Source organism: Arthrobacter sp. PL16, from assembly GCF_035985055.1.
Lineage (GTDB): Bacteria > Actinomycetota > Actinomycetes > Actinomycetales > Micrococcaceae > Arthrobacter_D > Arthrobacter_D cheniae.
Genome location: NZ_JAXCIC010000008.1, coordinates 1 through 24685 on the forward strand (window position 1 = coordinate 1; position 24685 = coordinate 24685).

20 protein-coding genes are annotated in these 24685 nt (G+C 69.3%); 4 read left to right on the forward strand and 16 right to left on the reverse strand.

Going from position 1 to position 24685, the window contains the following annotated elements; all coding sequences use genetic code 11:
• Nucleotides 1-460: 460 nt before the first annotated feature.
• The 4 genes from tyrS to RCH21_RS14415 are packed head-to-tail and all read right to left on the reverse strand — an operon-like array spanning nucleotide 461 to nucleotide 5341.
• Nucleotides 461-1783 carry a tyrosine--tRNA ligase gene (gene tyrS, locus RCH21_RS14400; protein ID WP_326964974.1) on the reverse strand — a complete coding sequence of 441 codons (1323 nt, stop codon included), beginning with the start codon at nucleotides 1781-1783 and terminating at the stop codon, nucleotides 461-463.
• Nucleotides 1784-1795: 12 nt separating this feature from the next.
• Nucleotides 1796-4048: a HelD family protein gene (locus tag RCH21_RS14405; RefSeq protein WP_326964975.1), complete on the reverse strand. Its 2253-nt coding sequence runs from the start codon at nucleotides 4046-4048 to the stop codon at nucleotides 1796-1798.
• A gap of 37 nt (nucleotides 4049-4085) precedes the next feature.
• A complete protein-coding gene (locus tag RCH21_RS14410) occupies nucleotides 4086-4667 on the reverse strand; it encodes an adenine phosphoribosyltransferase (RefSeq protein WP_326965066.1) in 582 nt (193 codons plus the stop codon).
• Between the two features lie 29 nt (nucleotides 4668-4696).
• Entirely contained in the window at nucleotides 4697-5341 is a 645-nt protein-coding gene (locus tag RCH21_RS14415; protein ID WP_235830577.1) for a DNA-3-methyladenine glycosylase, read from the reverse strand.
• A gap of 93 nt (nucleotides 5342-5434) precedes the next feature.
• Here RCH21_RS14415 and RCH21_RS14420 point away from each other — a divergent pair, with 93 nt between their 5' ends.
• Both RCH21_RS14420 and RCH21_RS14425 read left to right on the forward strand, forming a co-directional pair.
• Nucleotides 5435-7015, forward strand: a complete 1581-nt coding sequence (locus tag RCH21_RS14420) for an AlkA N-terminal domain-containing protein (protein ID WP_326964976.1) — start codon at nucleotides 5435-5437, stop codon at nucleotides 7013-7015.
• Nucleotides 7012-7566: a methylated-DNA--[protein]-cysteine S-methyltransferase gene (locus RCH21_RS14425; protein WP_326964977.1), complete on the forward strand. Its 555-nt coding sequence runs from the start codon at nucleotides 7012-7014 to the stop codon at nucleotides 7564-7566. Before RCH21_RS14420 ends, RCH21_RS14425 begins: the two co-directional genes overlap by 4 nt.
• A gap of 12 nt (nucleotides 7567-7578) precedes the next feature.
• On the opposite strand, the gene RCH21_RS14430 is transcribed toward RCH21_RS14425, so the two are convergent.
• The 9 genes from RCH21_RS14430 to argC form a co-directional block, all read right to left on the reverse strand.
• Nucleotides 7579-9444: an ABC transporter ATP-binding protein gene (locus RCH21_RS14430; protein ID WP_326964978.1), complete on the reverse strand. Its 1866-nt coding sequence runs from the start codon at nucleotides 9442-9444 to the stop codon at nucleotides 7579-7581.
• Nucleotides 9445-9630: 186 nt separating this feature from the next.
• Nucleotides 9631-11142 carry an argininosuccinate lyase gene (gene argH, locus RCH21_RS14435; protein WP_326964979.1) on the reverse strand — a complete coding sequence of 504 codons (1512 nt, stop codon included), beginning with the start codon at nucleotides 11140-11142 and terminating at the stop codon, nucleotides 9631-9633.
• Nucleotides 11142-12344, reverse strand: coding sequence for an argininosuccinate synthase (locus tag RCH21_RS14440; RefSeq protein ID WP_120148073.1), 1203 nt, complete (start codon nucleotides 12342-12344; stop codon nucleotides 11142-11144). Before RCH21_RS14440 ends, argH begins: the two co-directional genes overlap by 1 nt.
• Nucleotides 12345-12489: 145 nt before the next feature.
• Nucleotides 12490-13029 (reverse strand): arginine repressor, encoded by a 540-nt coding sequence (locus tag RCH21_RS14445; RefSeq protein WP_326964980.1) that lies wholly within the window; start codon nucleotides 13027-13029, stop codon nucleotides 12490-12492.
• Entirely contained in the window at nucleotides 13026-13973 is a 948-nt protein-coding gene (argF, locus tag RCH21_RS14450; RefSeq protein WP_326964981.1) for an ornithine carbamoyltransferase, read from the reverse strand. Before argF ends, RCH21_RS14445 begins: the two co-directional genes overlap by 4 nt.
• Nucleotides 13970-15265 (reverse strand): acetylornithine transaminase, encoded by a 1296-nt coding sequence (locus RCH21_RS14455; protein ID WP_326964982.1) that lies wholly within the window; start codon nucleotides 15263-15265, stop codon nucleotides 13970-13972. Before RCH21_RS14455 ends, argF begins: the two co-directional genes overlap by 4 nt.
• Nucleotides 15262-16254, reverse strand: coding sequence for an acetylglutamate kinase (gene argB, locus RCH21_RS14460; RefSeq protein WP_442784718.1), 993 nt, complete (start codon nucleotides 16252-16254; stop codon nucleotides 15262-15264). The genes RCH21_RS14455 and argB overlap by 4 nt, the downstream gene beginning before the upstream one ends.
• 11 nt (nucleotides 16255-16265) lie before the next feature.
• Nucleotides 16266-17435: a bifunctional glutamate N-acetyltransferase/amino-acid acetyltransferase ArgJ gene (gene argJ / locus RCH21_RS14465; protein ID WP_326964983.1), complete on the reverse strand. Its 1170-nt coding sequence runs from the start codon at nucleotides 17433-17435 to the stop codon at nucleotides 16266-16268.
• Entirely contained in the window at nucleotides 17432-18463 is a 1032-nt protein-coding gene (gene argC, locus RCH21_RS14470) for an N-acetyl-gamma-glutamyl-phosphate reductase (RefSeq protein ID WP_326964984.1), read from the reverse strand. The genes argJ and argC overlap by 4 nt, the downstream gene beginning before the upstream one ends.
• A gap of 105 nt (nucleotides 18464-18568) precedes the next feature.
• Here argC and RCH21_RS14475 point away from each other — a divergent pair, with 105 nt between their 5' ends.
• Nucleotides 18569-19534: a quinone oxidoreductase family protein gene (locus tag RCH21_RS14475; RefSeq protein ID WP_326964985.1), complete on the forward strand. Its 966-nt coding sequence runs from the start codon at nucleotides 18569-18571 to the stop codon at nucleotides 19532-19534.
• 83 nt (nucleotides 19535-19617) lie between these two features.
• Here RCH21_RS14475 and pheT read toward each other — a convergent pair whose 3' ends face one another.
• Nucleotides 19618-22161, reverse strand: coding sequence for a phenylalanine--tRNA ligase subunit beta (gene pheT, locus RCH21_RS14480; protein WP_326964986.1), 2544 nt, complete (start codon nucleotides 22159-22161; stop codon nucleotides 19618-19620).
• Nucleotides 22162-23244, reverse strand: coding sequence for a phenylalanine--tRNA ligase subunit alpha (gene pheS, locus RCH21_RS14485; RefSeq protein WP_326964987.1), 1083 nt, complete (start codon nucleotides 23242-23244; stop codon nucleotides 22162-22164).
• A 207-nt stretch (nucleotides 23245-23451) separates the two neighbouring features.
• On the opposite strand from pheS, the gene RCH21_RS14490 reads away from it, so the two are divergent.
• On the forward strand, nucleotides 23452-23916 hold the full coding sequence (locus RCH21_RS14490) for an eCIS core domain-containing protein (protein WP_120148083.1): 465 nt from the start codon (nucleotides 23452-23454) through the stop codon (nucleotides 23914-23916).
• 103 nt (nucleotides 23917-24019) lie between these two features.
• On the opposite strand, the gene pcp is transcribed toward RCH21_RS14490, so the two are convergent.
• On the reverse strand, nucleotides 24020-24658 hold the full coding sequence (gene pcp, locus RCH21_RS14495; protein ID WP_326964988.1) for a pyroglutamyl-peptidase I: 639 nt from the start codon (nucleotides 24656-24658) through the stop codon (nucleotides 24020-24022).
• Nucleotides 24659-24685 lie beyond the last annotated feature (27 nt).

Here is a 24685-nt window from a genome sequence, read left to right on the forward strand (position 1 = left end):
CAATCAAAAAACAATCGGTATCAACAAACTTGGCACACTATTGAGTTCTCAAACAACAGGCACTACCGGCACCCAACACAACCAAAACACTGCGTCATCGCTCCGAAGCAACTTTACAAGCTTACCCGCACCAACCCGATCCCGCAAATCCGCTCCCCAGCCACACCACCAGGCAAAAACCCGGCACCACAACCAACCAGCAAACCCACACAACCGACCACGAAACCAAAGCCACCCCACCGCATGCACAGCACACGCCGGAACAACATCAACTTCATCAAAGGGGGATTGTCACCCACACCGGGGCAACTCCATAACTATACGACCACCCCACCCCCACCACCAAATCAACCCACACCCCAAGCAGGAGACCCGCGAACGGCGCGAGAAACAGCGCGAGCCGGCACCCACCCGAAGGAAGGTGCCGGCTCGCGCCGCCGCCGAAGAGGGAACGCGCCGATCAGCCGACGTCGAGCATGGCCAGGTTCCGCTTGCCACGACGGACCAGCAGGTAGCGCCCGTGCAGGAGGTCGTCCTCCCCGACGGTGTGATCGGCGTCGGAGATCTTCGCGTTGTTCACGTAGGCCCCGCCTTCGGCAACCGTCCGACGAGCAGCCGAGTTGCTGGGCGACAGCCCGGACGCAACCAGCAGTTCCACGATCCCGAGAGCGTCCCTCGACGTCGGGACGGAGTCGAGTTCGGCCGTAGCTGCCTGAAGTGTCACGAGATCGAGGGCTGCAAGGTCGCCCTGCCCGAAGAGGGCTGCGGACGCCGCGATCACCTTGTCGGTTGCGTCGGGCCCGTGGACGAGCGAGGTCACGTCGTAAGCAAGGGCACGCTGGGCTGCCCTCGCCTGGGGCCGTTCCACTGTTGCCTGCTCGAGCTCCTCGATCTCCGCCCGGGTGCGGAACGTGAAGATGCGCAGCCGCTCGGCGACATCGGCGTCGGAGGTGTTGAGCCAGAACTGGAACATGGCGTACGGGCTCGTCATCGCCGCGTCGAGCCAGATTGCGTTCCCCTCGCTCTTGCCGAACTTGGTACCGTCCGAGTTCGTGATCAACGGCGTGCCGATCGCGTGGACGCCCTTGCCCTCCACCTTCCGCACGAGCTCGGTGCCACTGGTCAGGTTGCCCCACTGGTCGGAGCCGCCGGTCTGGAGGACGCAGCCGTAGTCACGGAACAGCTGCAGGTAGTCCATGCCCTGCAGGATCTGGTAGCTGAACTCGGTGTAGCTGATGCCCTCGTCGGAGTTCAGGCGCTTGGACACCGTCTCCTTCTTGATCATCGTGCCCACACGGAAGTACTTGCCGACGTCGCGCAGGAAGTCGATGACGCTCATCGGCCCCGTCCAGTCGAGGTTGTTGACCATGCGTGCAGCGTTGCCACCCTCGAAGTCGAGGAACTTCTGCACCTGGCCCTGGAGGTAGCCGACCCACTCGGAGACGGTTTCCTTCGTGTTCATGGTCCGCTCTGCCGTCGGGCGTGGATCTCCGACCAGACCCGTCGATCCTCCGACCAGGCCCAGGGGCCGGTGACCGGCCAGCTGGAGGCGGCGCATCGTCAGGAGCTGCACGAGGTTGCCGAGGTGCAGGCTGGGAGCGGTGGGGTCGAACCCGCAGTAGAAGGTGATCGGCGAACCGGCCAGCAGTTCCTTCAACTCACCTTCATCGGTGGACACATAGATCAGCCCACGCCACACGAGCTCGTCGTAGATATCGTCGAACGACGGATCGTTGCGTTGGCCTTGAAGGCCACTGACCGGGGTACCTGTTTGCTGGGACACCCCTTCAAATTATCAGCCGGCGATACCAGCGGGAATTTCGCCCGATGAGATGACGCGGAGACGCTGCGTCGGCCGGGTCATTGCGACGTAAAGATCTCCGACCCTTGCAGTCGCGGAATCGAGCATCTCCTGGGGCTCGAGGATGACGACGCCGTCGAACTCCAGGCCCTTCGACTCCCGGGGGCTGATGACCACGATGTCCTGTCCGGGCCCACCGGCACCGGTCCCGACGCGATCGCGGTACTCGGGCGCCAGCGCCGCACGGACGTCGGGCAGTAGCCGCTCGGGCGCGATGACGGCCAGCAGGCCGCCGTCGATCGCGGCCAGTTCCTCGGGCATCGCGCGCACCAGGGACGGCACGAGGTCCTGCACTGTGTCGAGGACGGGCGAGAACCGGCCCTCCCGGACGGCCTTGGGTGCGGAAACCACGAGCCCGGCGGCATTGGCCATCCGCACGGCGGCTTCCGCGATCTGCGAAGGCGTCCTGTAGTTGACCGTCAGCTCCTCCAGCTGCCACCGCTCCCCCACGAACGGCTCGAGTGCCTGCTGCCAGGACCTGGAGCCGGCGGCTGAACTGGTCTGCGCGATGTCTCCGACGATCGTGAAGGACTTGAGGGGGCACCGCCTCATGAGCAGGCGCCACTGCATCGGGGACAGCTCCTGCGCCTCGTCGACGACGATGTGCCCGTAGGCCCAGGTGCGGTCGCCCGACGCGCGGTCGGCCGCGGACAGTCGCGTCACCGAGACGGCATTGTGCTGCGCCAGGTCCTCGGCCGTGAGCACACCGTCCACACCGGAGTCCTCGAGCGACGCGTTGACGTTCTCGAGGGTGCGCTCGGCATTGGCGAGATCGCGCTTCTGCTCCTGCTCCCGGGCGGCGGTGTCACGTCCCGCCGACACATCGAGATCCCCCAGGAGCTCCGCCGCCTCATCGAGCAACGGCACATCAGCCTCGGTCCACGGTGCGTCGACGGGCCGGAGCAGTGCTGCCAGTTCGGCGTCGCTCAGCGTGGGTGCGGCTGCGCGCAGCAGTTCGGGACGGGAGAACAGCTCCGACACGAGCTTCTGCGGTGTGAGCGGCATCCACGCGAGATTCAGCGCTATCCGCACGTCCCGCGAGCTGCGGACGTCTTCCGCGAGATAGGACCGGTCGGCGTTGTTGCCGCCGCCCGACGACTCTTCGAGCTTGTCCAGCAACTGCTCGGTGAGTTCACGCAACAGGATCTTGACGAAGGTGACGCGGGCTTCGTTGTGGGGCTTGCCGGTGGCGCGGGCACGTTCGCGCGCGCGGGCCACCTGGCGCGGCGTGAGCGTGAGCATCGTCCCTTCGACGTTCAGGCGCTTGTTCTCGGCGGGCACACGCTCCCGGTTGGCAACTGCAGTGCGGATGACCTCCGCCATCCCGATGCGGCCCTTGAGGGCGGCTGCCTCCTCGCTGGTTTCCTGCACCGTCGCGATCCCCGGCATGAGCGTGCCGATACCCGCCATGACGACGCCGGTCTCGCCGAGGGACGGCAGCACGCGCTCGATGTACTTCATGAACGCGTCCGTCGGCCCGACCAGCAGGACTCCGGCGGACTTCAGCCGATCACGGTGGGTATACAGCAGGTAGGCGGCACGGTGGAGTGCAACGGCAGTCTTTCCTGTGCCTGGTCCGCCCTGCACGACGGTGACGCCGGGCAGGGGCGCGCGAATGATGCGGTCCTGTTCTGCCTGGATAGTGCCGACGATGTCGGACATCTGGCCGGTACGCCGCGAGTTCAGGGCCGCGAGCAGGGCTCCCTCGCCCTGCAGGGAATCGTCATCGCCGAGCAGGTCGGCGTCCAGCACATCGTCCTCGATGGCGACCACGTCGCGCCGCGACAGGATGAGGTGCCGACGGCGTCGGACGCCCATACGCTCGAAGGCCGTGGCCTGGTAGAACGTGCCCGCCTCCGGTGCGCGCCAGTCGACCATCAGCTGCCGGAGGTCTTCATCCGAGAGCCCGATACGCCCGATGTACCTCTTGTTCCCGCTGTCGAGATCCAACCGCCCGAAGACGAGCCGGTCATCGACGGCGTTCAGCTGGGCGAGGCGGTCCTCGTACATGGTGGCGAAGGCGTCGCGCTCGGACCGGTTCTGGTGGGACCCTGCTGCCTGGGTGCGCCGGACGTCGGCGAGCTGCTCGGCTTTCTCGGCCCGGAGATCATCGAGGCGGCGGTACAGGCCGTCGACGTAGTCGCGCTCGCCTTGCAGCTCGGCTTTGGCCTGGGACGTCTCGTGCATCGGAAACTTCCTTCCAGAAAAAGGCGGACCGTCAAGTCTAGCGCGGCGCGGGCCGTACCATCTCCAGCGCGTGCACCGTACGGCCTGCCAGGGCGGTGCGTCCGCCAAGAGCGCCGAGTTCGAGAACCACTCCGCATCCGACGACGACGGCACCTGCCCTGTCGAGCAACGCACACGCCGCGGCGAGCGTTCCACCCGTGGCAAGGACGTCGTCGAGCACCAGGACGCGCGCCCCGGCGGGCAGGTCCGACTGGTGGATCTCGAGCGCAGCCTGCCCGTACTCGAGGTCGTACGACGCGCTGTACACGGCCCGCGGCAGCTTGCCTGCCTTGCGGATGGTGACGACGCCTGTGCCGGTCGCGTAGGCGACCGCGGCAGCAAGCAGGAAGCCGCGAGCCTCGACTCCGGCGACGGCGTCGAAGGTTCCGGCGAATGGCTCGGAGATGGCGTCGACAACTGCGTGGAAGGCCTCGGCGTCGGAGAAGACGGGGGTGAGGTCGCGGAACAGGATGCCCGGTGACGGGAAATCAGGGACGACGGCAGTCAGGCGGCCGAGCGCTTCTCTCGCTCGGAGAGCGAGCGCTGATGTCCCCCCTTGTGCGGCCGTTCCCGCAGCCAGGGTTCCGTCGGTATCCGTTTCGCTGTTCTTCACGGATCAACCTTACGGGCTGCGCGTGGTTTGCCCGGCCGGTAGCGGGACACCGTGGGGTCGTCCGGCAACCAGAAACGCCACGGGTACTCCCCGGTTCCGGCGGCACCACTCACACCGACGCGCGGCCCCCGTCGGACCTCCCGGGGGGGCTCCGTGGGCAGGACGAGCCGGAAGGGGTGCGCCAGAGCGTCAGCGCCGTCGAACCGACGGTCGAGTCCCAGCGCCTGGGCGAGTCGCGCAGGGCCGCGCGCGAGATCGAGGTCCGACGCCGGATGGGAACGGCGCCCGCGCGCGAGATCCACCCCCTCGACGATCTCCCCGGCGCGCAGCAGGAGTCCTGTGGCCCACCCCTGGGTTCCACAGACGATGTTGGCGCAGTAGTGCATTCCGTAGGTGAAATAGACATAGATGTGCCCGGCGGGGCCGAACATGGTCGCGTTCCGTGCGGTCTGCCCGCGGAACGCGTGCGAGCCGGGGTCGTCGGCACCGAGGTAGGCCTCCACCTCGGTGACCCGGACCGAGACTCGGCCGTCGTCGGAGTGGTGCGTCAGGTGCGCACCGAGGAGCCAGGGAGCGACGTCGAGCGCACTGCCTGCCAGCTTCTCCCTGACGCCCGGGTCCGTGCCGTTGTGCTCGATCACGCATCGACCGTAGCAAACGGGCACCTTCCGATGTCCTTCTGTCGTGTCCGAATCCCGCTAGTAGGACCCTGCGCGGGGTGACAGGATGACGGCATGGACTTCTGGCAGCAGTACCGGGCGATCGACGCCCGCGACGTGCGCTTCGACGGGCAGTTCGTGACTGCCGTCTCGAGCACGGGCATCTACTGCCGGCCCTCCTGCCCGGCACGAACGCCGAAGCCTGCCAACGTGACCTTCTACCGGACGTCCGCCGCGGCGCACGACGCCGGCTACCGTGCGTGCAAACGTTGCCTGCCCGAGGCGGTGCCGGGCGACCCCGCGTGGAATCTCCGCAGCGACGCCGCCGCGCGGGCTATGCGGCTCATCGCGGACGGCGAGGTGGACCGGACGGGCGTCGGGGGTCTCGCGTCGCGTCTCGGCTACTCCCCGAGGCACCTGAACCGGATCCTCAGGGAGGAACTGGGCGCAGGCGCGCTCGCGCTCGCCCGGGCGCACCGCGCACAGATGGCGCGGACCCTGCTCACGGCGTCACCCCTGCGGTTCGCGGACGTGGCCTTCGCTGCGGGGTTCGGCAGCATCCGCCAGTTCAACGACACCGTGCAACAGGTCTTCGACCTCACGCCCAGCCAGCTCCGACACGCATCACGGCAGGCTCCCCAGGGGAGGCAGGATGCAGGTACCGACGGCACGCCACGTGGCGGACCCGTCCGACTCTCCCTCTCCCTACCCGTGCGGTTGCCCTACGACAACGGCATCTTCCGGTTCCTGTCGGCGCGGGCCGTGGCCGGCGTCGAACGGGGGGACGAATCGACGTACGAGCGGCTCCTCCGGCTGCCGGCCGGACCCGCCTGGTTCGGAGCAAGCTCCGTGGAGCGACGCGGCGCCGGGCAGGCTGCGCTACCGGTGACGGTCTCTGTTGCCGGCCTCGGGGATCTCCCCGCGCTTCTCAGCCGGATCCGGCGGCTGTTCGACCTGGACGCGGATCCCGTGGCCATCGACGCCGTGCTTGCTCGCAGCCCCTCCTTCGCCGACCTCGCTGCATCGGTCCCCGGCCTGCGCCTCCCGGGATCGCTGGATCCGCACGAGACCTTGATCAGGGCGATCGCCGGGCACCAGGACCCTGTCACCACGGCGACGACATCCTTCGGCCGCCTTGCAGCGTCGGGCCCGCCGGTCGACGTCCCGGGCACCTCGCTCACCCGGATGTTCCCGTCGGCCCAGGACCTCGCCGACGCTCCCGAACCGCTGATGCCGGGCCCACGCCGACGCAACGACGTCCTTCGGGCCGCAGCTGCGAAGCTGGCGAGTGGAGACCTTCCACTCGGTGTCGGATCGGATCCGGCCGCACTGCGCGCGGACCTGCTCGACCTGGACGGCGTGGATCCCTGGATCGCCGATTATGTGGCGATGCGCGTCCTCGGGCACCCCGACATCCACCTTCCCTCCGATGCCGCTGTCCTCAGTGGCTGGTCGGAGGTCGGTCGGCAAGGCACCGGCCTCGACGAGGCCATGGACGCCGTCCGTCCGTGGCGTTCCTACGCGACCGCGCATCTCTGGCGAGTCGCCGACGGCATCGACCGGGCCGGAGCACGTGCCGGCTCTCCCCGACGTCAGCGCATGACTCCCCACCCACGTACCCACTCGCCCTCCATCGAACGGACGACCACGCCATGACCGCGTCACCCATAGCACCCGCTGCTCCCCCTTTCCTGCGGGGTACCACCACCACCACCATCGACACACCCGACGGCGCCTTCACGATGATCGAGGCGGAGGGAACGGTGCTGGCGTCAGGATGGACGGACCTCGTCGACGAGCTGACGGGACAGATCCACCCGAGCATCCGGTCGGCGCAGTTCGATCCGGCTGCGTCGGCCGTGCAGCCGATCCTGGACGCCGTCGCCCGCTATTACGACGGCGACTTCGCCGCGATCAGGACGGTGCCGGTGCGGCAGGTCTCGGGCCCCTTCCGGACCCACGCGTGGGACGTGCTGCGGGGCGTCGAACCGGGCGCACCCGTGACCTACCTGCAGTACGCCGAGCGGGCGGGGAACCCCACCGCCATCCGGGCCGCGGCGGCAGCCTGCGCGAAGAACGCCGCAGCGCTCTTCGTGCCCTGCCACCGCATCATCCGGACCGACGGCACGCTGGGCGGGTTCCGCTGGGGATTGGCCCTCAAGCAGCGTCTGCTGGATCGGGAGGGCGGGCGCCTGCCGGTGGCCTGATCCGAGGCGGAATCAGGCATGCGCGACGAGCCGCTGCCGGGCCGCCATGTCCCGGTACAGGTCACTGGTGTCCAGCAGCTGCTCATGCGTGCCGACGGCGGAGACTCGTCCCTGGTCCAGCACGACGATCTGGTCGAAGTCGGCGACGGTCGACAGGCGGTGCGCGACCACGACGACCGTACGATCGCGCGACGCCTCCCCCAGCGTCTGCTGCAGCAGCTGCTCCGTCCGCGAGTCGACGGCCGATGTCGGCTCGTCCATCAGCAGCACGGGCCGGTCGGCGAGGATGACACGTGCCCAGGCGAGGCGTTGCCGCTGCCCGCCGGAGAGACGGATGCCGTCCTCCCCGAGGTTGAGCTCGAGTCCGTCGTCGGACCGATCGCCGAGCTCGTCCAGACCGACGGCGGCGAGGATCCGGCGCAGCTGCTCATCCGTGGCGCCGGGCGCTGCCAGGCGCATATTGTCCGCGAGGGTCCCGCTGAGGACCGGCGCTTCCTGCTCCACGAGGCCGATGCGGGAGCGGAGTTCCGACCGCGGTATCTGCGACAGTGCGGCGCCGTCGAGGGTGATCCCGCCACCCGTCGGTTCGTAGAAGCGTTCCAGCAGGGCCAGCACGGTGGACTTCCCGGCGCCCGACGGCCCCACCAGCGCCGTCCGGCTCCCGGCAGGGACTGTGAAGCTGACACCGTCGAGGACGAGCTGTCCGCCGTCGCCGATCGGGTCCTGACGCTCCGAGCCCTGATGATCGCTCGTCGGACCGGTCGAACGGGACGGCCCGGATGCACGCGACACCTCGGCGTCGTCCTCCGCCACGGCGTACCTAAAACTCACGTCGCGGAGCTCGATCGTGCCGCTGCTGGTCGCGCCGGCGGGGCGCTCGCCGCTGACGGACGCGGGATGTTCCTCGTCCCGGCGCTCCGGCTCGAGCCTGGCGATCTCCTGGATCCGGTCCAGCGCCGCGAGACCGGACTGGATCTGGACGAAGGCGCTCATGGCGGAACCGATGGGCATGACGAGGAGGAAAAGATAGAGGATGAAGGCGATGAGGTCGCCGAGCTGCAGCTCACCTGCGGCAACACGGATACCACCCACCGCGAGTACGACGATGAACGCACCCTGGACGCAGATGGACATGATGGGCTGCACGGCGGCCTGGAGACGGGCCATCGCGATACCGGCACGGAACGCCTTGGTGGCTTCGACGTCGATCACCGCGGCCTCGCGCTCCTCCGCGACCGACGCCTTGATGGTGCGGATGCCGGAGAGCCCGCGTTCGACGGCGGCGGTCATCGAGCCGACGGCGTCCTGCACGTCACGGCTGCGCGTGCGGATCAGACGCCCGAGGAACAGGACGCCACCGGCGCCCAGCAGGACGGCGGTCAACGTGATGCCGAACAGCAGCGGGTCGATCAGCACCATCAGGACGACGGCGGCGCAGAACATGAGGATCGAGGACACGATCTCGAAGAGGCCCGACGTGATGACGCTGCGCATCAGGGTCGTGTCCGAGCCGACGCGGGACATCAGGTCCCCGACGCGCCGACGGTCGAACTCGCGGATGGGCAGGGCCAGCAGCTGCCCGACGAGGGAGCGTCGGACGCCGAGGACGACGGACTCCGCCGTCCTCTGCAGGAGGTAGGACTGCGCGGCCCCGAAGACGGCACCACCCAGGGTGATGACGACGAGGAACCAGACGAAGACCGTGGCGGGCTCGCTCGCGGACACCGCGTTGACGAGCTGCTGCACCATCAGCGGCTGGGCGATCGAGAGGCCGGTCGAGATCAGGGAGACGACGGCGACCAGGACGAGGACGCGGGCGTGGCCCCTGAGGTAGGGGAAGAACTCCCGCAGGGTGGCGCGCTGGGCGATGGGCTGCATGATCACACCCTGCGCCGGGCTCCCCGACGTGTCAAAGGACTTCGCGACAGGCGTAGCAGGCGAACCCCGGGTGCCGTCCGGCGTCCGCGGTTCGCATCGAAGGCAGTACCCGACTGCCGCCCGGACGCACCTACCGATCAGACGTGCAGCGTGGTTCCTGCGATGGAACCACGCCGCACCGACCCCTCACGCCCCTGCGTACGCCGCGACGCCGTCCAGCTCGGACTTCAGCGCGCCGAGCTGGCGCCGGACGGCCGCCGGAGCAGTACCGCCCTGTGCGTCCCGGCTCGCCAGCGATCCTTCGACCGTCAGAACCTCGCGCACCGCGGGCGTGAGCTGCGCCGAGATGCCGGCGAACTCCTCGTCGGTGAGGTCCCACAGCTCTACGCCGCGCTGCTCGGCGACGCGGACCGCCGCGCCCGAGAGCTCGTGCGCCTCGCGGAACGGGACGCCCTGCCGGACGAGCCATTCGGCGATGTCGGTGGCCAGCGCAAAACCCTGGGGCGCAAGTGCCGCCATCCGCTCGGTGTTGAAGACGAGCGTCGCGATCATGCCTGAAACCGCGGGGAGCAGGACCTCGAGCGTGTCGATCGCGTCGAACACCGGCTCCTTGTCCTCCTGCAGATCGCGGTTGTAGGCAAGCGGCATGCCCTTGAGGGTCGCCAGCAGTCCTGTCAGGTCACCGATCAGGCGTCCGGCCTTGCCACGCGCGAGTTCGGCGACGTCGGGGTTCTTCTTCTGGGGCATGATCGACGAGCCGGTGGAGAACGCGTCGTCGAGCGTCACGAAAGAGAATTCCTTGGTAGCCCAGATAATGATCTCCTCGCTCACCCGGGACAGGTCGACGCCGATCATCGCCGTCACCCACGCGAACTCCGCGTAGACGTCCCGCGAGGCGGTGCCGTCGATGGAGTTGTGCGTGGCGGAGAAGAAGCCGAGATCCGCGGCCACGGCCTCCGGGTCGAGGCCCAGGGACGAACCGGCGAGGGCACCGGACCCGTACGGTGAGACCCCTGCGCGACGATCCCAGTCCTGGAGCCGCTGCACATCACGCAGCAGGGCCCAGGCATGGGCCAGCAGATGGTGGCTCAGCAGCACCGGCTGCGCATGCTGGAGATGCGTGCGTCCGGGCATGGGCGCCTCGAGGTGCGCCTCCGCCTGGTCGACGAGGGCGCCGATCGTCGCGAGGACGCCCTGCGCAACGATCCTCGCGTGATCGCGCAGGTACATGCGTCCCAGCGTTGCCACCTGGTCGTTGCGTGAACGTCCGGCGCGCAGCTTGCCGCCGAGCGCCGGCCCTGCGCGCTCGATCAGGCCGCGCTCCAGGGAGCCGTGCACGTCCTCATCACTCTCCGCGGGAAGGTAGGCACCCGATCGCACATCGGCATCGAGGCCGTCCAGTGCCTCGAGCATCCCCGCCAGCTCGGCGTCGTCCAGCAGGCCCGCCCGGTTCAGCACCCGGGCGTGCGCGCGGGAGCCCTCGATGTCGTACGTCGCGAGCCGCCAGTCGAAGTGCGTCGACTTGCTGAGGGCTGCGAGGGCGTCGGCGGGACCGCCGGCGAACCGGCCACCCCAGAGCGAACCCTCGTTCGTCCCCGAACGCCCCCCTACCTCGCTCCGCTCGGCCGGGGACCCCTGCGTCCGTGGGCCCACCGAACTGCGCCCCGCGGAGAAGCCGCCGTCGTGCGCTGGAGCCATCAGGCGCCCGCCCGCTGGTCCCGGCTGGAGGCCACCTTGGAGGACAGGCCGAAGATCTCGATGAAGCCGCGGGCCATCGACTGGTCGAAGGTGTCGCCGGAGTCGTAGGTGGCGAGGTTGAAGTCGTACAGGGCGACGTCGGAGCGACGGCCCGTGACGGTCGCGCGGCCACCATGGAGGTCCATGCGGATATCGCCGGTGACGTACTTCTGCGTGTCGTCGACGAAGGTGTCGAGTGAACGCTTCAGCGGGGAGAACCACTGGCCGTCGTACACCAGTTCGGTCCAGCGCTGGTCGACGGTCTTCTTGAAGCGGGCCTGCTCGCGCTCGATAGTGACGTTCTCGAGTTCGCGGTGCGCGGCGATGAGGGCCATGGCGCCAGGCGCCTCGTAGATCTCGCGGCTCTTGATGCCGACCAGGCGGTCCTCGACGATGTCGATGCGGCCGATGCCCTGGGCGCCGGCGCGGCGATTGAGCTCCTCGATGGCCTGCAGCGGCGTGACGGTGTTGCCGTCGATGGCGACCGGGATGCCCTCCTTGAAGGAGATGATGACCTCGTCCGCGGCGGGCGGGAACTCGGGGGACTCGGTGTAGTCGTAGACGTCCTTGGTGGGCGCATTCCAGATGTCCTCGAGGAAGCCCGTCTCGACCGCACGGCCCCAGACGTTCTGGTCGATGGAGAACGGGTTTTTCTTCGTGGTCTCGATCGGCAGGCCCTTCTCCTCGGCGAAGGCGATGGCCTTGTCACGCGTGAGGGCGAGGTCGCGGACGGGTGCGATGCACTTCAGGTCCGGGCCGAGCGTCTGTATACCGACTTCGAAACGCACCTGGTCGTTGCCCTTGCCGGTGCAGCCGTGCGACACGGTGGTGGCGCCGAACTGGCGTGCGGCCGCGACGAGGTGCTTCACGATGACGGGGCGCGAGAGCGCGGACACCAGCGGGTACGCGTCCATGTACAGGGCGTTGGTCTTCAGCGCGGGCATGCAGTAGTCGGTGGCGAATTCCTCGCGGGCGTCGGCCACGTAGGCCTCGACGGCGCCGCAGCCGAGCGCGCGCTGGCGGATGGTCTCGAGCGATTCGCCGCCCTGTCCGACGTCGACCGCTACCGCGATCACCTCGGCTCCGGTGGCTTCGGCGATCCAGCCGATGGCGACGGAGGTGTCGAGTCCGCCTGAGTAGGCGAGGACGATGCGTTCTGTCACGGGATGTGCTCCTTCGTTTGTCCGGGGCGGAGCCCGGCGGTTCGTCTGTCGTGAATCTGTCGTGGATTTGGCGTGGAAATGTCGTGTGGTCTGTGGTGCTGCTTGCCGCGGCACAGGCTCTCCTGCCAGCCTAGCGGCGTGGTGCTCAGGCCGGCTCGGGGGACCCCTGCGGTTCCTGCGCGAGGCTGAGGAAGCGCTCCGCGACGGCCGCACCGCCGTCGGGCTCCCGGCTCACGAGCAGAACGGTGTCGTCGCCCGCGATGGTTCCGAGGATGGACGGGATCACGGAGTGGTCGATCGCGAGCGCCAGGAAGTTCGCCGCTCCGGGCGGTGTCCGGAGGATCACGATGTTCCCCGAGGATTCCGCGGTGACGAGCAGTTCGTTGCACAGCTTGGCGAGCCGCGCGTCGAGGATCTCCTGGGAGACTCCGCTCTGGACGTGGCGTCCCCCGCCCTCCACCGGCACCGCGTAGATGAGGGCGCCGTCCGCTCCGCGCACCCGGACGACGCCGATCTCCACCAGGTCCCGCGACAGCGTGCCCTGGTTCACCTGGACGCCCTCGGCCGCGAGGAGGGTCGCCAGTTCCGCCTGCGAGCGGACGGACTGCGCTGTCAGGAGGTCCGCGATCCGGGCGTGACGTGCGGTCTTCGTGACGGGGCGGATCGAGTCCCGGTGCACGGTCATGACGGTTCCTCCGACTGCGCGACAAGCCAGGTCATCAGTGCCTTCTGCGCGTGCAGCCGGTTCTCCGCCTCGTCCCAGACCACCGACTGCGGGCCGTCGATGACGCCCGCCGCGATCTCGTAGCCGCGGTACGCCGGGAGGCAGTGCAGCACGACGGCGTCCGGCGCGGCCTGGGCAATCGCCGCCTCGTCGACGGCGTACGCGCGGAACAGGTCCTGGTGCGCGGCTTTCTCGTTCTCCTGGCCCATCGACACCCAGGTGTCGGTGGCGACGACGTCGGCGCCGGCGAGCGCGACGGCGGGGTCGGTGGTCACGAGGACCGATCCCCCGGTCCCGGCGGCGCGCTCCACCGCGGCGGCGACGACGGCGGCATCGGGCAGGTAGCCCTCGGGGCCGGCGACCCGGACGTGCATCCCGGCGGTGACCCCTGCCAGGAGGTAGGAGTTGGCCATGTTGTTGGCGCTGTCCCCCAGATAGGTCATCGTGAGGCCCGCGAGCGTCCCCTTGTGCTCGCGGATGGTGAGCAGGTCCGCGAGCAGCTGGCACGGGTGGTAGTCGTCGGAGAGGGCGTTGATGACGGGGACCTTCGACGCCGCTGCCATCTCCTCGAGGCCGGCCTGGGCATAGGTGCGCCAAACGATCGTCGCGACCATGCGCTCGAGGACCTTCGCGGTGTCAGTGATGGACTCCTTGTGCCCGAGCTGCGAGTCACCCGCACTGATGATCAGCGGTACCCCGCCGAGGTCGGCGATGCCGGCGGCGAAGGACACGCGGGTGCGGGTGGACGTCTTGTCGAAAATGACCGCGACGGTCCTGCGCCCCGCACCGTCGCCGGCGAACGGCGCGTGCGCATAGGGATTCGCCTTCAGTTCCGCGGCGAGGTCGAGGACCTCGGCCTGCTCCGCGGGCGAGAGGTCGGTGTCGACGAGGAAGTGGCGCGTCATGCTGTTGCCTCCGTGGCGCTGGTGCGGGCAGTCGTGAGGATCGCGGGCAGGGCATCGATGAAGGTCGCGGCCTGCTCCTCGGTGAGGATCAGGGGCGGAGCGAGGCGGATGGTGGCGGGGCCTGTCGCGTTGATGATGAAGCCCTCGGCGAGGGCGGCCTGGACCGCTGCCGAAGCGTGGTCGCCGTCGAGGTCGAAGCCGATCAGCAGGCCCTCGCCCCGTACCGCCACGACACCGTCGACGTCCGCCAGCCGCCGCCGGAGGTAGGCCCCGACGTCGGTCGCGTGCCGCAGGGCGCCCGACGCCTCCAGCACGTGCAGCGTCGCCAGGCCGGCCGCCGTCGCCACCGGATTGCCGCCGAAGGTGGTGCCGTGCTGGCCTGCGCTGATGAGCGTCGAGACCCGCTCGCCGAATGTCACGAGGGCACCGATGGGGAAGCCTCCGCCCAGGCCCTTGGCGAGCGTCATGGCATCCGGCACCACGCCGTCCACCCACTGGTGCGCGAACCAGCGACCCGTCCTCGCGACGCCCGTCTGGACCTCGTCGAGGATCAGCAGGGCTCCGTGCTCGCGGGTCAGCGCCCGCGCCGCGCGGAGGTATTCGGGCGACAGCGGGCGAACGCCGGCCTCGCCCTGGATCGGTTCGAGGACCAGTGCGGCCACGGTGTCGTCCATCGCTGCCGTCAGGGCGTCGATGTCATCGAAGGGCAGGTGCTCGACGCCGCCGGGCAGCGGCTCGAAGGGCTCCCGGTAGGCCTTCTTCGAGGTGAGCGCGAGGGCTCCCATGGTGCGGCCGTGGAACGCACCGTCGAGCGCGATGATGCGGTGACGCTCCGGCGTACTGTTGCGGCGGGCAAGCTTGAAGGCGCCCTCGAGGGCCTCAGCCCCGGAATTGGTGAAGAAGACCCGCGACCCGCCGGGCGCTCGGGACAGCTCCAGCAACCTCTCGGCGAGTGCCACCTGCGTGGGACTCGTGAAGAAGTTCGAGATGTGCCCGAGGGTTGCAAGCTGGCTGGAGATGACCGAGGTGACGAACGGGTGGGCGTGCCCGAGCGCGTTCACGGCGATCCCGCCGAGGAGATCGAGGTACTGCTTTCCGTCCGCGTCCCAGACGTTGCACCCCGAGCCCCGGACCAGGACGCGTTGCGGTGTCCCGAACACTCCCATCAGGGCGCCGCTGTAGCGCGAGAGCCATTCGGCACCGGTGTTGCCGCCCGTCAGGACGTCGACGGTATCCCCGACCGGGTGCTGCGCTGCGTGCCGGCCCGAGGAGGCCGTCGTGGTTCCGGTCATGGCTGCGCTCCTGCATCTGCTGGGGTGGCGGCTGGATTGTCCTGCGGCTCGTCGGGCACGACCTGCGTCCCGATCCCCGCGGTGGTGAAGGTCTCCAGCAGCATCGAGTGGGCGAGGCGCCCGTCGACGATGTGCGCGCGCTCGACCCCGGCGTCGACGGCCTGGAGGCATGCGGTCATCTTGGGGATCATGCCCGATTGCAGGCTCGGCAGGAGCTCGCGGAGCTGGCTCGCCGAGAGGGACGAGATGAGCGAACTCCGGTCGGGCCAGGCCGCGTAGAGGCCCTCGACGTCGGTGAGGATCACGAGTTTGGAGGCCCCCAGGGCCGCTGCGAGGGCCGCCGCCGCGGAGTCCGCGTTGACGTTGAGGACCTGCTGGGTCGCCTCGCCGTCCGCGTCGTACTCGGGCGCCACGGTGGAGATCACCGGGATCCGACCTGCCTGCAGGATGTCGAGGATCGCTCCCGGGTGGACCGCCGTGACCTCGCCGACGAGGCCGAGATCGACGGGCTCGCCGTCGACGACGGTGCCGGTACGGACCGCGCGGAGCAGCCCCCCGTCCTCGCCCGAGAGACCGACGGCGTAAGGGCCGTGGGAGTTGATCAGGCCGACGAGTTCGCGGCCTACCTGGCCGGTGAGGACCATGCGGACCACGTCCATGGCCTCGGGGGTCGTCACGCGCAGGCCGCCCTTGAACTCGGACTCGATGCCCAGCTTCCCGAGCATCGCGTTGATCTGCGGTCCTCCACCATGCACGACGACCGGACGGATGCCCACATGGTGCAGGAAGACGATGTCCTCGGCGAACGCCCGGCGCATGTCGTCATTGACCATGGCGTTGCCGCCGTACTTGATGACCATCGTGGTGCCCGCGAACCGCTGGATCCACGGCAGCGCCTCCATCAGGGTGGCGGCCTTGTCCTGGGCGCGGAGGGTGGAGGCGGACGGGCCTGTCACGTCGGTTGCCGTGCCCGTCGTCGAGTCGGTCATGGTTCCTCCCATCAGCTCGAGTACGCGGAGTTCTCGTGCACGTACTCGTGCGTCAGGTCATTGGTCCAGATCGTCGCAGCTTCAGTCCCCGCGGCGAGGTCGATCTCGACCGTGACGTCGTGACCGGTGAGGTCCACGAGGTCCCGGGACTCGCCGATGCCTCCGTTGCGGCAGATCTGCACGCCGTTCATGGACACGTTCAGCCGGTCGGGCTCGAACACGGCGTCCGTGGTGCCGACGGCGGCGAGGACGCGGCCCCAGTTCGGGTCGTTCCCGAAGATCGCGGTCTTGAACAGGTTGGAACGGGCGACGGCGCGGCTGACCACCTCGGCGTCACGCTCGGAGGCTGCATTGAGAGTGGTGACGGCGATCGTGTGGCTCGCACCCTCGGCGTCGTGGATGAGCTGCGCGGCGAGATCGAGGCACACCTCCGTCAGGGCCGCTGTGAACTGCGCCTGGTCGGGCGCGATGCCGGCCGCGCCCGAGGCGAGCAGTACCACGGTGTCATTCGTCGACATGCAGCCGTCCGCATCCGTGCGGTCGAAACTGACGCGCGTGGCTTCCCTGAGCGCAGCATCGAGCGCTGCGGCATCCAGTGCGGCATCGGTCGTCAGGACCACGAGCATCGTGGCGAGTCCGGGGGCGAGCATGCCGGCTCCCTTGGCCATCCCGCCGATCGAGTAGCCCTCACTCGCGGAATCGGCCGTTGCCGGATACCGCGCCTCCTTCGCCACGGTGTCCGTGGTCATGATGGCCTCGGCGGCCGTGGGGCCGCCGCCCCTGCCCAGGGAACCGGCCGCGTCCGCCACGCCGGCCAGCAGCCTTTCCATCGGCAGCTGCTCGCCGATCAGGCCCGTGGAGCAGACGAATACATCGGTGGCCGAGACGCCGAGCAGATCGGCTGTGGCCTCTGCGGTTCGGTGCGTGTTCTGGAATCCCTCGTGCCCGGTGCACGCGTTGGCTCCGCCCGAATTGAGCACGACGGCGTCGACGCGGCCGTCGGAGACGACCTGGCGCGACCAGAGGACGGGAGCGGCGGCCACCCGGTTGGAAGTGAAGACGGCAGCGGCGTTGTGCAGCGGCCCATCGTTGGTGACGAGGGCGACGTCGGGCTTTCCGGTGCTCTTCAGGCCTGCGGCGACGCCGGCGGCCCGGAAGCCGCCCGGGTAGGTGATGCTCACGGTGCGATCCCCTGAATGGTCAGGCCGGCGGTCTCGTCGAGACCGAGGGCGATGTTCATGGACTGCACGGCTCCGCCGGCGGTCCCCTTGGTGAGGTTGTCGATGACGCTGCTGACGATGACGCGGCCCGCGTGCTCGTCGAACGCGAGCTGGAGGTTCGCGTGGTTCGAGCCGAGGACGGACTTCGTGGCGGGCCACTGACCTTCTGGCAGCACGCGCACGAACGGCTCGTCCGCGTAGGCCCGCTCCCAGGCTTCCCGGAGCTGCGCATAGCCGACGCCGCGACGGACCTTCGCCGTCGCCGTCGTAAGGATGCCCCGCGCCATGGGCGCGAGGGTCGGAGTGAAGGACAGCGAGACGCGCTCACCGGCAGCGAGGCTGAGGCCCTGCTCCATCTCCGGTGTGTGGCGGTGCCCTCCCCCGACGCCGTAGGGGCTCATCCCGCCCATGACCTCGGAGCCGATGAGGTTCGGTTTGGACGCCTTCCCGGCTCCGGAGGTTCCGGACGCCGAGATGATGACGACGTCGTCGGGCTCGAGGAGTCCTGCGGCGAAACCGGGGGTGAGGGCGAGGAGCACGCTCGTCGGGTAGCAGCCGGGGACGGCGATGCGCCGCGCGCCCACCAGGTCCGCGCGGTGCCCGGGTAGTTCCGGCAGGCCGTAGGGCCAGGTGCCGGCGTGCGGCGAGCCGTAGAACTTCTCCCACGCGGCGGGGTCCTGGAGGCGGTGATCGGCACCGGCGTCGATCACGAGGGTCTCCGCGGACAGCTGGGCGGCGATCTCCGCACTGGCACCGTGCGGGAGCGCGAGGAAGACGACGTCGTGTCCCGCGAGCACCTCCGGCGTGGTCTCCTGCAGCACGCGGTCCGCCAGGGAGTGGAGGTGCGGCTGCAGTTCACCGAGAGTCGATCCGGCATTGCTGTGCGCCGTGATGGCACCGATCTCGATGTCGGGGTGGTTCGCGAGGAGGCGCAGGAGTTCTCCTCCGGCGTAGCCACTGGCGCCGGATACCGCTGCGGTGAAGGTCATGGCCCAACGATACAACAAAGTATGCAGACCACCACATAGTTATGCAGTCACGTCGATGATGAAGCGGGAATAGCATGAGGGGACGCCACGGAAAGGAACAGCATCATGCCATCAGCCATCGTCGTCCGGCAGTCCGGCGGACCCGAGGTCCTCACCCTCGCCGCCAGCGACCGTCCTGAACCCGGACCCGGCCAGCTGCTCGTCAAGGTCGCGGCCGCCGGCGTCAACTTCATCGAGACCTACCAGCGCAGCGGCGCCTACACCGTCGAGCACCCCTTCACGCCCGGGGCCGAGGCAGCCGGGACGGTGGAGGCGCTCGGTGCGGATACAGCCGGCTTCGAGGCGGGCGACAGGGTCGCCTTCGCCGAGGGCAAGGGCACCTACGCGGAGTACGCGCTCGTCGATGCGGACCGGGCACTGCCCGTGCCCGACGGCGTGGACCTCGAGACCGCGGCGGCCCTCCCCCTGCAGGGCATGACCGCCCACTACCTGACGAACTCGACGTTCCCGGTGCAGCCGGAGCATACGGTGCTCGTGCATGCGGGCGCCGGCGGCGTCGGCCTGCTGCTGATCCAGCTCCTGAAGGCCAAGGGGGCGCGCGTCATCACCACGGTGTCCACGGACGAGAAGGAGGACCTCGCCCGCGGCGCGGGTGCCGACGAGGTGCTGCGCTACGACGGGTTCGCTGATGCCGTCAGGGCGTTGACGGACGGCACGGGCGTCGACGTCGTGTTCGACGGCGTCGGCAAGGAGACCTTCGACGAGTCCCTGCGCTCACTCCGCATCCGGGGAACGCTCGTGCTCTACGGGGCTGCATCCGGTGCGGTGCCGCCGCTCGATCTGCAGCGCCTGAACAGCGGCGGCTCGCTCTTCGTTACGCGGCCCACCCTCGTGCACTACCTGCTCTCCGCCGAGGAGCGGCGCTGGCGGTCGGAGGAACTCTTCGGTGCCGTCGCTGCCGGCCAGCTCGATGTGCGGATCGGCGCCCGCTATGCGCTCGCCGATGCGGCGCAGGCACACGAGGATCTGCAGGCACGGCGGACCACCGGCAAGGTGCTGCTGATCCCCTGAGGTCTTCGTCCCCGAACGACGAGGGCCCGCCCACACGCCGGTGTGGACGGGCCCTCGTTGTCTGTCAGGAACTGCTCCCGACGTCAGCGCTGTACGGCTCCGAACCGCTCGGCTGCGACCATCACGGCACTGTCACGTGCAGCGCTGGCCTCCTCCGCGGTGAGGGTGCGGTCGGCGGCGCGGAAGCGCAGGGCGAAAGCCAGGGACTTTCTGCCCTCGGGAATGCCCTGTCCGGTGTACACGTCGAAGAGGCTGACGTCCTCGAGGAGCTCACCCGCCCCCTCGTTCAGCGCCTCCAGCACGTCGCCCGCGACCACGTCGGCGTCGACGACGAGCGCCACGTCCTGGGTTGCCGCGGGGTAGGTGGACAGGGGTCGGGCCACGATGACGTCCGCGGCGGCCTCGAACAGGAGGTCGGCGTTGATCTCGAAGGCCACGGTGCGCACCGGTAGGTCCTGCGTGGCGATCAGCTTCGGGTGGAGTTCGCCCGCGTAGCCCAGCACCTCCCCGCTGCGCAGTGAGAACTCCGCCGTACGGCCCGGATGGAAGGCCTGGTGGCTCCCCTTCCGCACCACGACGTCGACACCGGTGACCTGCGCCATGAGGTGCACGACGTCGACGGCGTCGGCCCAGTCCCAGGCGCGGGGCGTGACGCCGGCCGACGGCACGAGCTCGTGTCCGGTGAACAGGGCCGCGATGGTCTGCGGCTGGTCGGGGATTCCCGAGTACAGCCCGTCGAGGACCGCGTCGTCGGGCTTTATGCCCAGCGGTGGGATGGACTCCGTGCCCATCGAGGTCCCCGGCAGGAAGACGGCACCCGATTCGAAGAGGGCCAGGTCGCGGAAGCCCCGCGAGTGGTTCCGCTTGGCGAGCTCGACGAGACCGGGCAGGATCGAGCGGCGAAGATAGCCGAGCTCGGCGCTCAGCGGATTCGCGAGCTTGACGGAGGGCGCAGCGTCTCCCTCGTGGGGCGTGCCGAAGACGGCGTTGGCCTGCTCACCGACGAAGGGATAGGACAGGACCTCGGTGAGTCCTGCCGCGGCGAGGGCATTCAGGAGCCGTCGCCGTTGCTGCTGCACGCGCGTGAGTCCGCGGCCGGGAGGTGCCACGGGGAGCGTCGAGGGGATGGTGTCGTACCCGACGAGGCGGATGATCTCCTCGGTGAGGTCCTCGCGGGTCTCGAGGTCCGTGCGCCAGCTCGGCGCCGTGACCCGGTACCCGCCGTCGGTCTTCTCGACCGTCGCGCCGAGGTCGGTGAGCGTTCCCGTGATCTGCTCGTCCGTGAACTCGCGGCCGATCAGGCGTGCCGGGAAGTCGGCGGCCAGCTCGATGACCCGGGCTTCGGGCGCCTGCCCGACGTCGGTGACGGCGTCGTCGACCGTACCGCCGGCGAGTTCCAGGAGCAGTTCGACGGCGCGCTGTGCCGCGATGTCCGCGATCTGACGGTCGACACCGCGCTCGAAGCGCTTCGACGCCTCCGACGGCAGCCTGTGCCGCCGTCGCGACCGTCCAATGCTCACGTCGTCGAAGTGTGCGGACTCGATGAGCACGGCGCTGGTGCCGTCGGAGACCTCGGTGGAGGCACCGCCCATGACGCCCGCGATGCCGATCGGGCCCGACGAGTCGGTGATCAGGAGGTCACCGGGGTCGAGCGTGCGCTCCTTGTCATCGAGTGTCCGCAGCTTCTCGCCGGGCAGGGCGCGCCGGACCACGATGTCGCCGGAGAGCCTGTCCAGGTCGTAGAAGTGGAGCGGCTGGCCGAGTTCGAGCATCACGTAGTTCGAGATGTCCACGACGAGGGAGATGGAGCGGATGCCTGCGAGGCGCAGGCGGGCGGACATCCAGGGCGGCGTCGGGCGCGAGGTATCGACCCCGCGCACTGTTCGCGCCACGAAGCGGTCGCAGCCGGCCTTGCCGTAGACCGGTGCGGAGTCCTCGAGCCGCACCGGATAGCCCCCGCCCGCGGCGGGCGGGACGACGACGGCGGCAGCGGGATCCGTGAAGGTCGTCCGGGTCGCGTGGGCATACTCGCGAGCCACTCCGCGGATGGAGAAGCAGTAACCCCGGTCGGGCGTGACGTTGATCTCCGCGGCCTCGTCGTAGAGCCCGAGGAGGTCCAGGGCATCGGTGCCGATCTCGGGGTCGAGGCCCAGGGTCGACAGGACGAGGATGCCGTCGTGGTCGTCGCCGATCCCGAGCTCCCGGACGGAGGCGATCATGCCCGCTGAGACGTGTCCGTAGGTCTTCCGGGGGCTGATCCGGAAGTCGCCGGGCAGAACTGCACCGGGAAGCGTCACCACGACCTTGTCGCCCTCGACGAAGTTGTGCGCGCCGCAGACGATGCCCTGCACGCCCGAGGGGTCGATGCCGTCGCCGGTCAGGGTCTGCTCGGCGCCCTCGGGCACGACGCGGACCTCGCACCAGTTGATGGTCTTGCCGTTGGACTGAGGTTCCTTCACGAGGCTGAGCACCTGGCCCACGACGATTGGCCCGGTCAGCTCGTCGGTGGGACGGTGGACGTCCTCCTCCTCCAGGCCCACTTTCACGAGCTCGGCCATCACGTCTTCCGCTGTTGCGTCCGCAGGTACGGCTGCGTATTCGCGCAGCCAGGACAAGGGGATTCTCACCTAGATCTCCATCCCGAAGTGTTCGCTGAAACGTACATCGCCCTCGATCATGTCCCGCATGTCGCCGACCTCGTTGCGGAACATGAGTGCCCGCTCGATCCCCATGCCGAAGGCGAACCCGGAGTAGACGTCCGGGTCTATGCCGGTGGCACGGAGGACATTGGGGTTCACCATGCCGCAGCCGCCCCACTCGATCCAGCGGGGCCCGCCCTTGGCACCCGGATGCCAGATGTCGAGCTCCGCGCTCGGTTCCGTGAAGGGGAAGTAGTTGGGGCGCAGGCGGACCTTCGCTCCATCCCCGAAGAGCTGCTGCGTGAAATGCTCGAGCGTTCCGACGAGGTCGGCCATGGTGAGGCCCTTGTCGATGGCCAGGCCCTCGAACTGGTGGAACACAGGCGTGTGCGTGGCGTCCAGTTCGTCCGTGCGGAACACCTTGCCCGGGCACAGGACATAGATGGGCAGCTCGCGCTCCAGCATGGAGCGGACCTGTACCGGTGACGTGTGCGTGCGCAGGACGAGGTGCGCCTCGGGAGGCTCGACGAAGAAGGTGTCCTGCATCTCGCGGGCAGGGTGGTCCGGCTTGAAGTTGAGGGCGTCGAAGTTGAACCACTCGGACTCGAGCTCGGGTCCCTCAGCGATCTCCCAGCCCATACCGACGAAGACGTCGCTGACGCGCTCCTGCAGGGTGGACAGCGGGTGGCGGGCGCCGGTGCGGCGACGGCGTGGGGCGGCCGTGACGTCGACGGCCTCCTCGACGAGGATCCGGGCGTCACGCTCGGCCTCGAGTTCGACGACCCGGGCTGCGAGCGCCTGGTTGATGCGTCCCCGCGCCGGTCCGATGTTCTTGCCCGCGGCGGACTTCTGCTCCTTCGGCAGCGCTCCGATCCCCCGATTCGCAAGGCTCAGGGGTGACTTCTCGCCGGAGTGGGTGATTCGGACCGCCTTGAGCCCATCGAGGTCGGCTGCGGCAGCGATGTCGGCGAGCGCGGCGTCGACGGCGGCGGCGACCGACGAGGCGTCCAGCGGATCGGGGACCTGGGCATCGGGGCCGGTGGGCCCGGCGTGCTCTGGGGTTTCGGACATGGGCGTTGCTTACCTAGCACTCTCGGACGTGCGGCGGGTGGGCTGCTCGGCAGACCACGCCGTGGACAGGAAAACGCCGGGTCGCAGCGTGGGCGCACCGGCGGGTCAAGTCTAGGCGACCGGTTCGGCGGCACCGCAACCCGGGCGGCCGGCGCTGGTACGTCGGCCACCCGGCCCTCCCGCCGGCGGCACCAGTACGATGGCGGCATGAACCGGAGGCTCGTGCCGTTCCTCAACTGGATCAATCTGTCGACGCCGTGCGGCCTCGCGCTGGCGGCCCTCTCCGGCTGCCGTATCTTCCGCGGCCCGCACGGCATCCTCCTGGCCGAGGGGTACAGGAGGCGTCTCCCCAGAGCCCGGGCCTTCACCGTGGGAAGCGTCGTCCTGCTGAGGGGCCGCGTGCCGCAGGGCGCACCTGCGGGCTTCGATCGGCTGCTCGAGCACGAGGCCCGCCACTGCCGCCAGTACGCCGCGTGCCTGGGACTGCCGTTCCTCCCTGCATACCTGCTGGCGGCCGCCTACTCGCTCCTGAGGACGGGCGATCCTGCGTCCCGCAATCTCTTCGAGCGCGGGGCCGGCCTGGCCGACGGCGGCTACCGGGAGCAGCCGCTTCGTCCCGTCGCAGACGTCGTGCGGGCCACCTTCGCTGCCAGGAGCCGGCGGCGATCCTAGGAGGCGATCCTCGCGGGAGTCGATCCTGGGCGCCGATCCTCACAGGAGTGGATCACCCTCGGCGATCGCCGACCCTGACCGCAGTGCGCGCCTGACCGTCGGACTAGTGCTCCGCGCCCGCCGTGACCCGGGCGTCCGTCGTCGTCCGTGCCGTCGTCGTGGCGATCGCAACGAGCGCCGCGGCCATCGAGTCGACGGCGAGGCCCGGCTTCCCGTTCGCGTCGCCCTGTTCCGTCGAGTACGGGACATGGATGAAGCCGCCGCGGATTCCAGTGCGGGTCGAGAGGTGGTGCATGAGGCCGTAGAAGATGTGGTTGCACACGTACGTCCCCGCCGTCTGCGACACCTCGACCGGGATGTCGAGGTGGGCGACCGCCTCCCGGCATGCCTTGATGGGAAGCGTCGAGAAGTACCCGGCCGGACCGTCCGCTGCCACGGGTTCGTCGATCGGCTGCAGGCCGGCGTTGTCGGGGATGCGTGCGTCGTCGACATTGATGGCGATGCGCTCGATCGAGATGTTCTCGCGACCTCCTGCCTGGCCGACACACAGCACGACCTCCGGCCGGTAGCGCTCGATGGCCTCCTTCAGGACCTTGACGGTCCGCCCGAAGACACAGGGGACTTCGACGGCGGCAGCCTCCCGGCCCTGCTCCCGCAGCAGGTCCGCCGCGCGCTGAGCGGCGTGCCAGGACGGGTTGGTCGATTCTCCCCCGAAGGGTTCGAAACCGGTGAGCAGGATCATGCATCCAGCCTAGGACACGGGCCGACG

What these genes read in the sequence shown, in the direction of transcription:
- RCH21_RS14405 (WP_326964975.1), bottom strand. Translation starts at nt 4,048, where the DNA reads ATGCACGAGACGTCCCAGGCCAAAGCCGAGCTGCAAGGCGAGCGCGAC.
- RCH21_RS14420 (WP_326964976.1), top strand. Translation starts at nt 5,435, where the DNA reads ATGGACTTCTGGCAGCAGTACCGGGCGATCGACGCCCGCGACGTGCGC.
- RCH21_RS14425 (WP_326964977.1), top strand. Translation starts at nt 7,012, where the DNA reads ATGACCGCGTCACCCATAGCACCCGCTGCTCCCCCTTTCCTGCGGGGT.
- RCH21_RS14430 (WP_326964978.1), bottom strand. Translation starts at nt 9,444, where the DNA reads ATGCAGCCCATCGCCCAGCGCGCCACCCTGCGGGAGTTCTTCCCCTAC.
- argH (WP_326964979.1), bottom strand. Translation starts at nt 11,142, where the DNA reads ATGGCTCCAGCGCACGACGGCGGCTTCTCCGCGGGGCGCAGTTCGGTG.
- RCH21_RS14445 (WP_326964980.1), bottom strand. Translation starts at nt 13,029, where the DNA reads ATGACCGTGCACCGGGACTCGATCCGCCCCGTCACGAAGACCGCACGT.
- argF (WP_326964981.1), bottom strand. Translation starts at nt 13,973, where the DNA reads ATGACGCGCCACTTCCTCGTCGACACCGACCTCTCGCCCGCGGAGCAG.
- RCH21_RS14455 (WP_326964982.1), bottom strand. Translation starts at nt 15,265, where the DNA reads ATGACCGGAACCACGACGGCCTCCTCGGGCCGGCACGCAGCGCAGCAC.
- argB (WP_442784718.1), bottom strand. Translation starts at nt 16,254, where the DNA reads ATGACCGACTCGACGACGGGCACGGCAACCGACGTGACAGGCCCGTCC.
- argC (WP_326964984.1), bottom strand. Translation starts at nt 18,463, where the DNA reads ATGACCTTCACCGCAGCGGTATCCGGCGCCAGTGGCTACGCCGGAGGA.
- RCH21_RS14475 (WP_326964985.1), top strand. Translation starts at nt 18,569, where the DNA reads ATGCCATCAGCCATCGTCGTCCGGCAGTCCGGCGGACCCGAGGTCCTC.
- pheS (WP_326964987.1), bottom strand. Translation starts at nt 23,244, where the DNA reads ATGTCCGAAACCCCAGAGCACGCCGGGCCCACCGGCCCCGATGCCCAG.
- RCH21_RS14490 (WP_120148083.1), top strand. Translation starts at nt 23,452, where the DNA reads ATGAACCGGAGGCTCGTGCCGTTCCTCAACTGGATCAATCTGTCGACG.
- pcp (WP_326964988.1), bottom strand. Translation starts at nt 24,658, where the DNA reads ATGATCCTGCTCACCGGTTTCGAACCCTTCGGGGGAGAATCGACCAAC.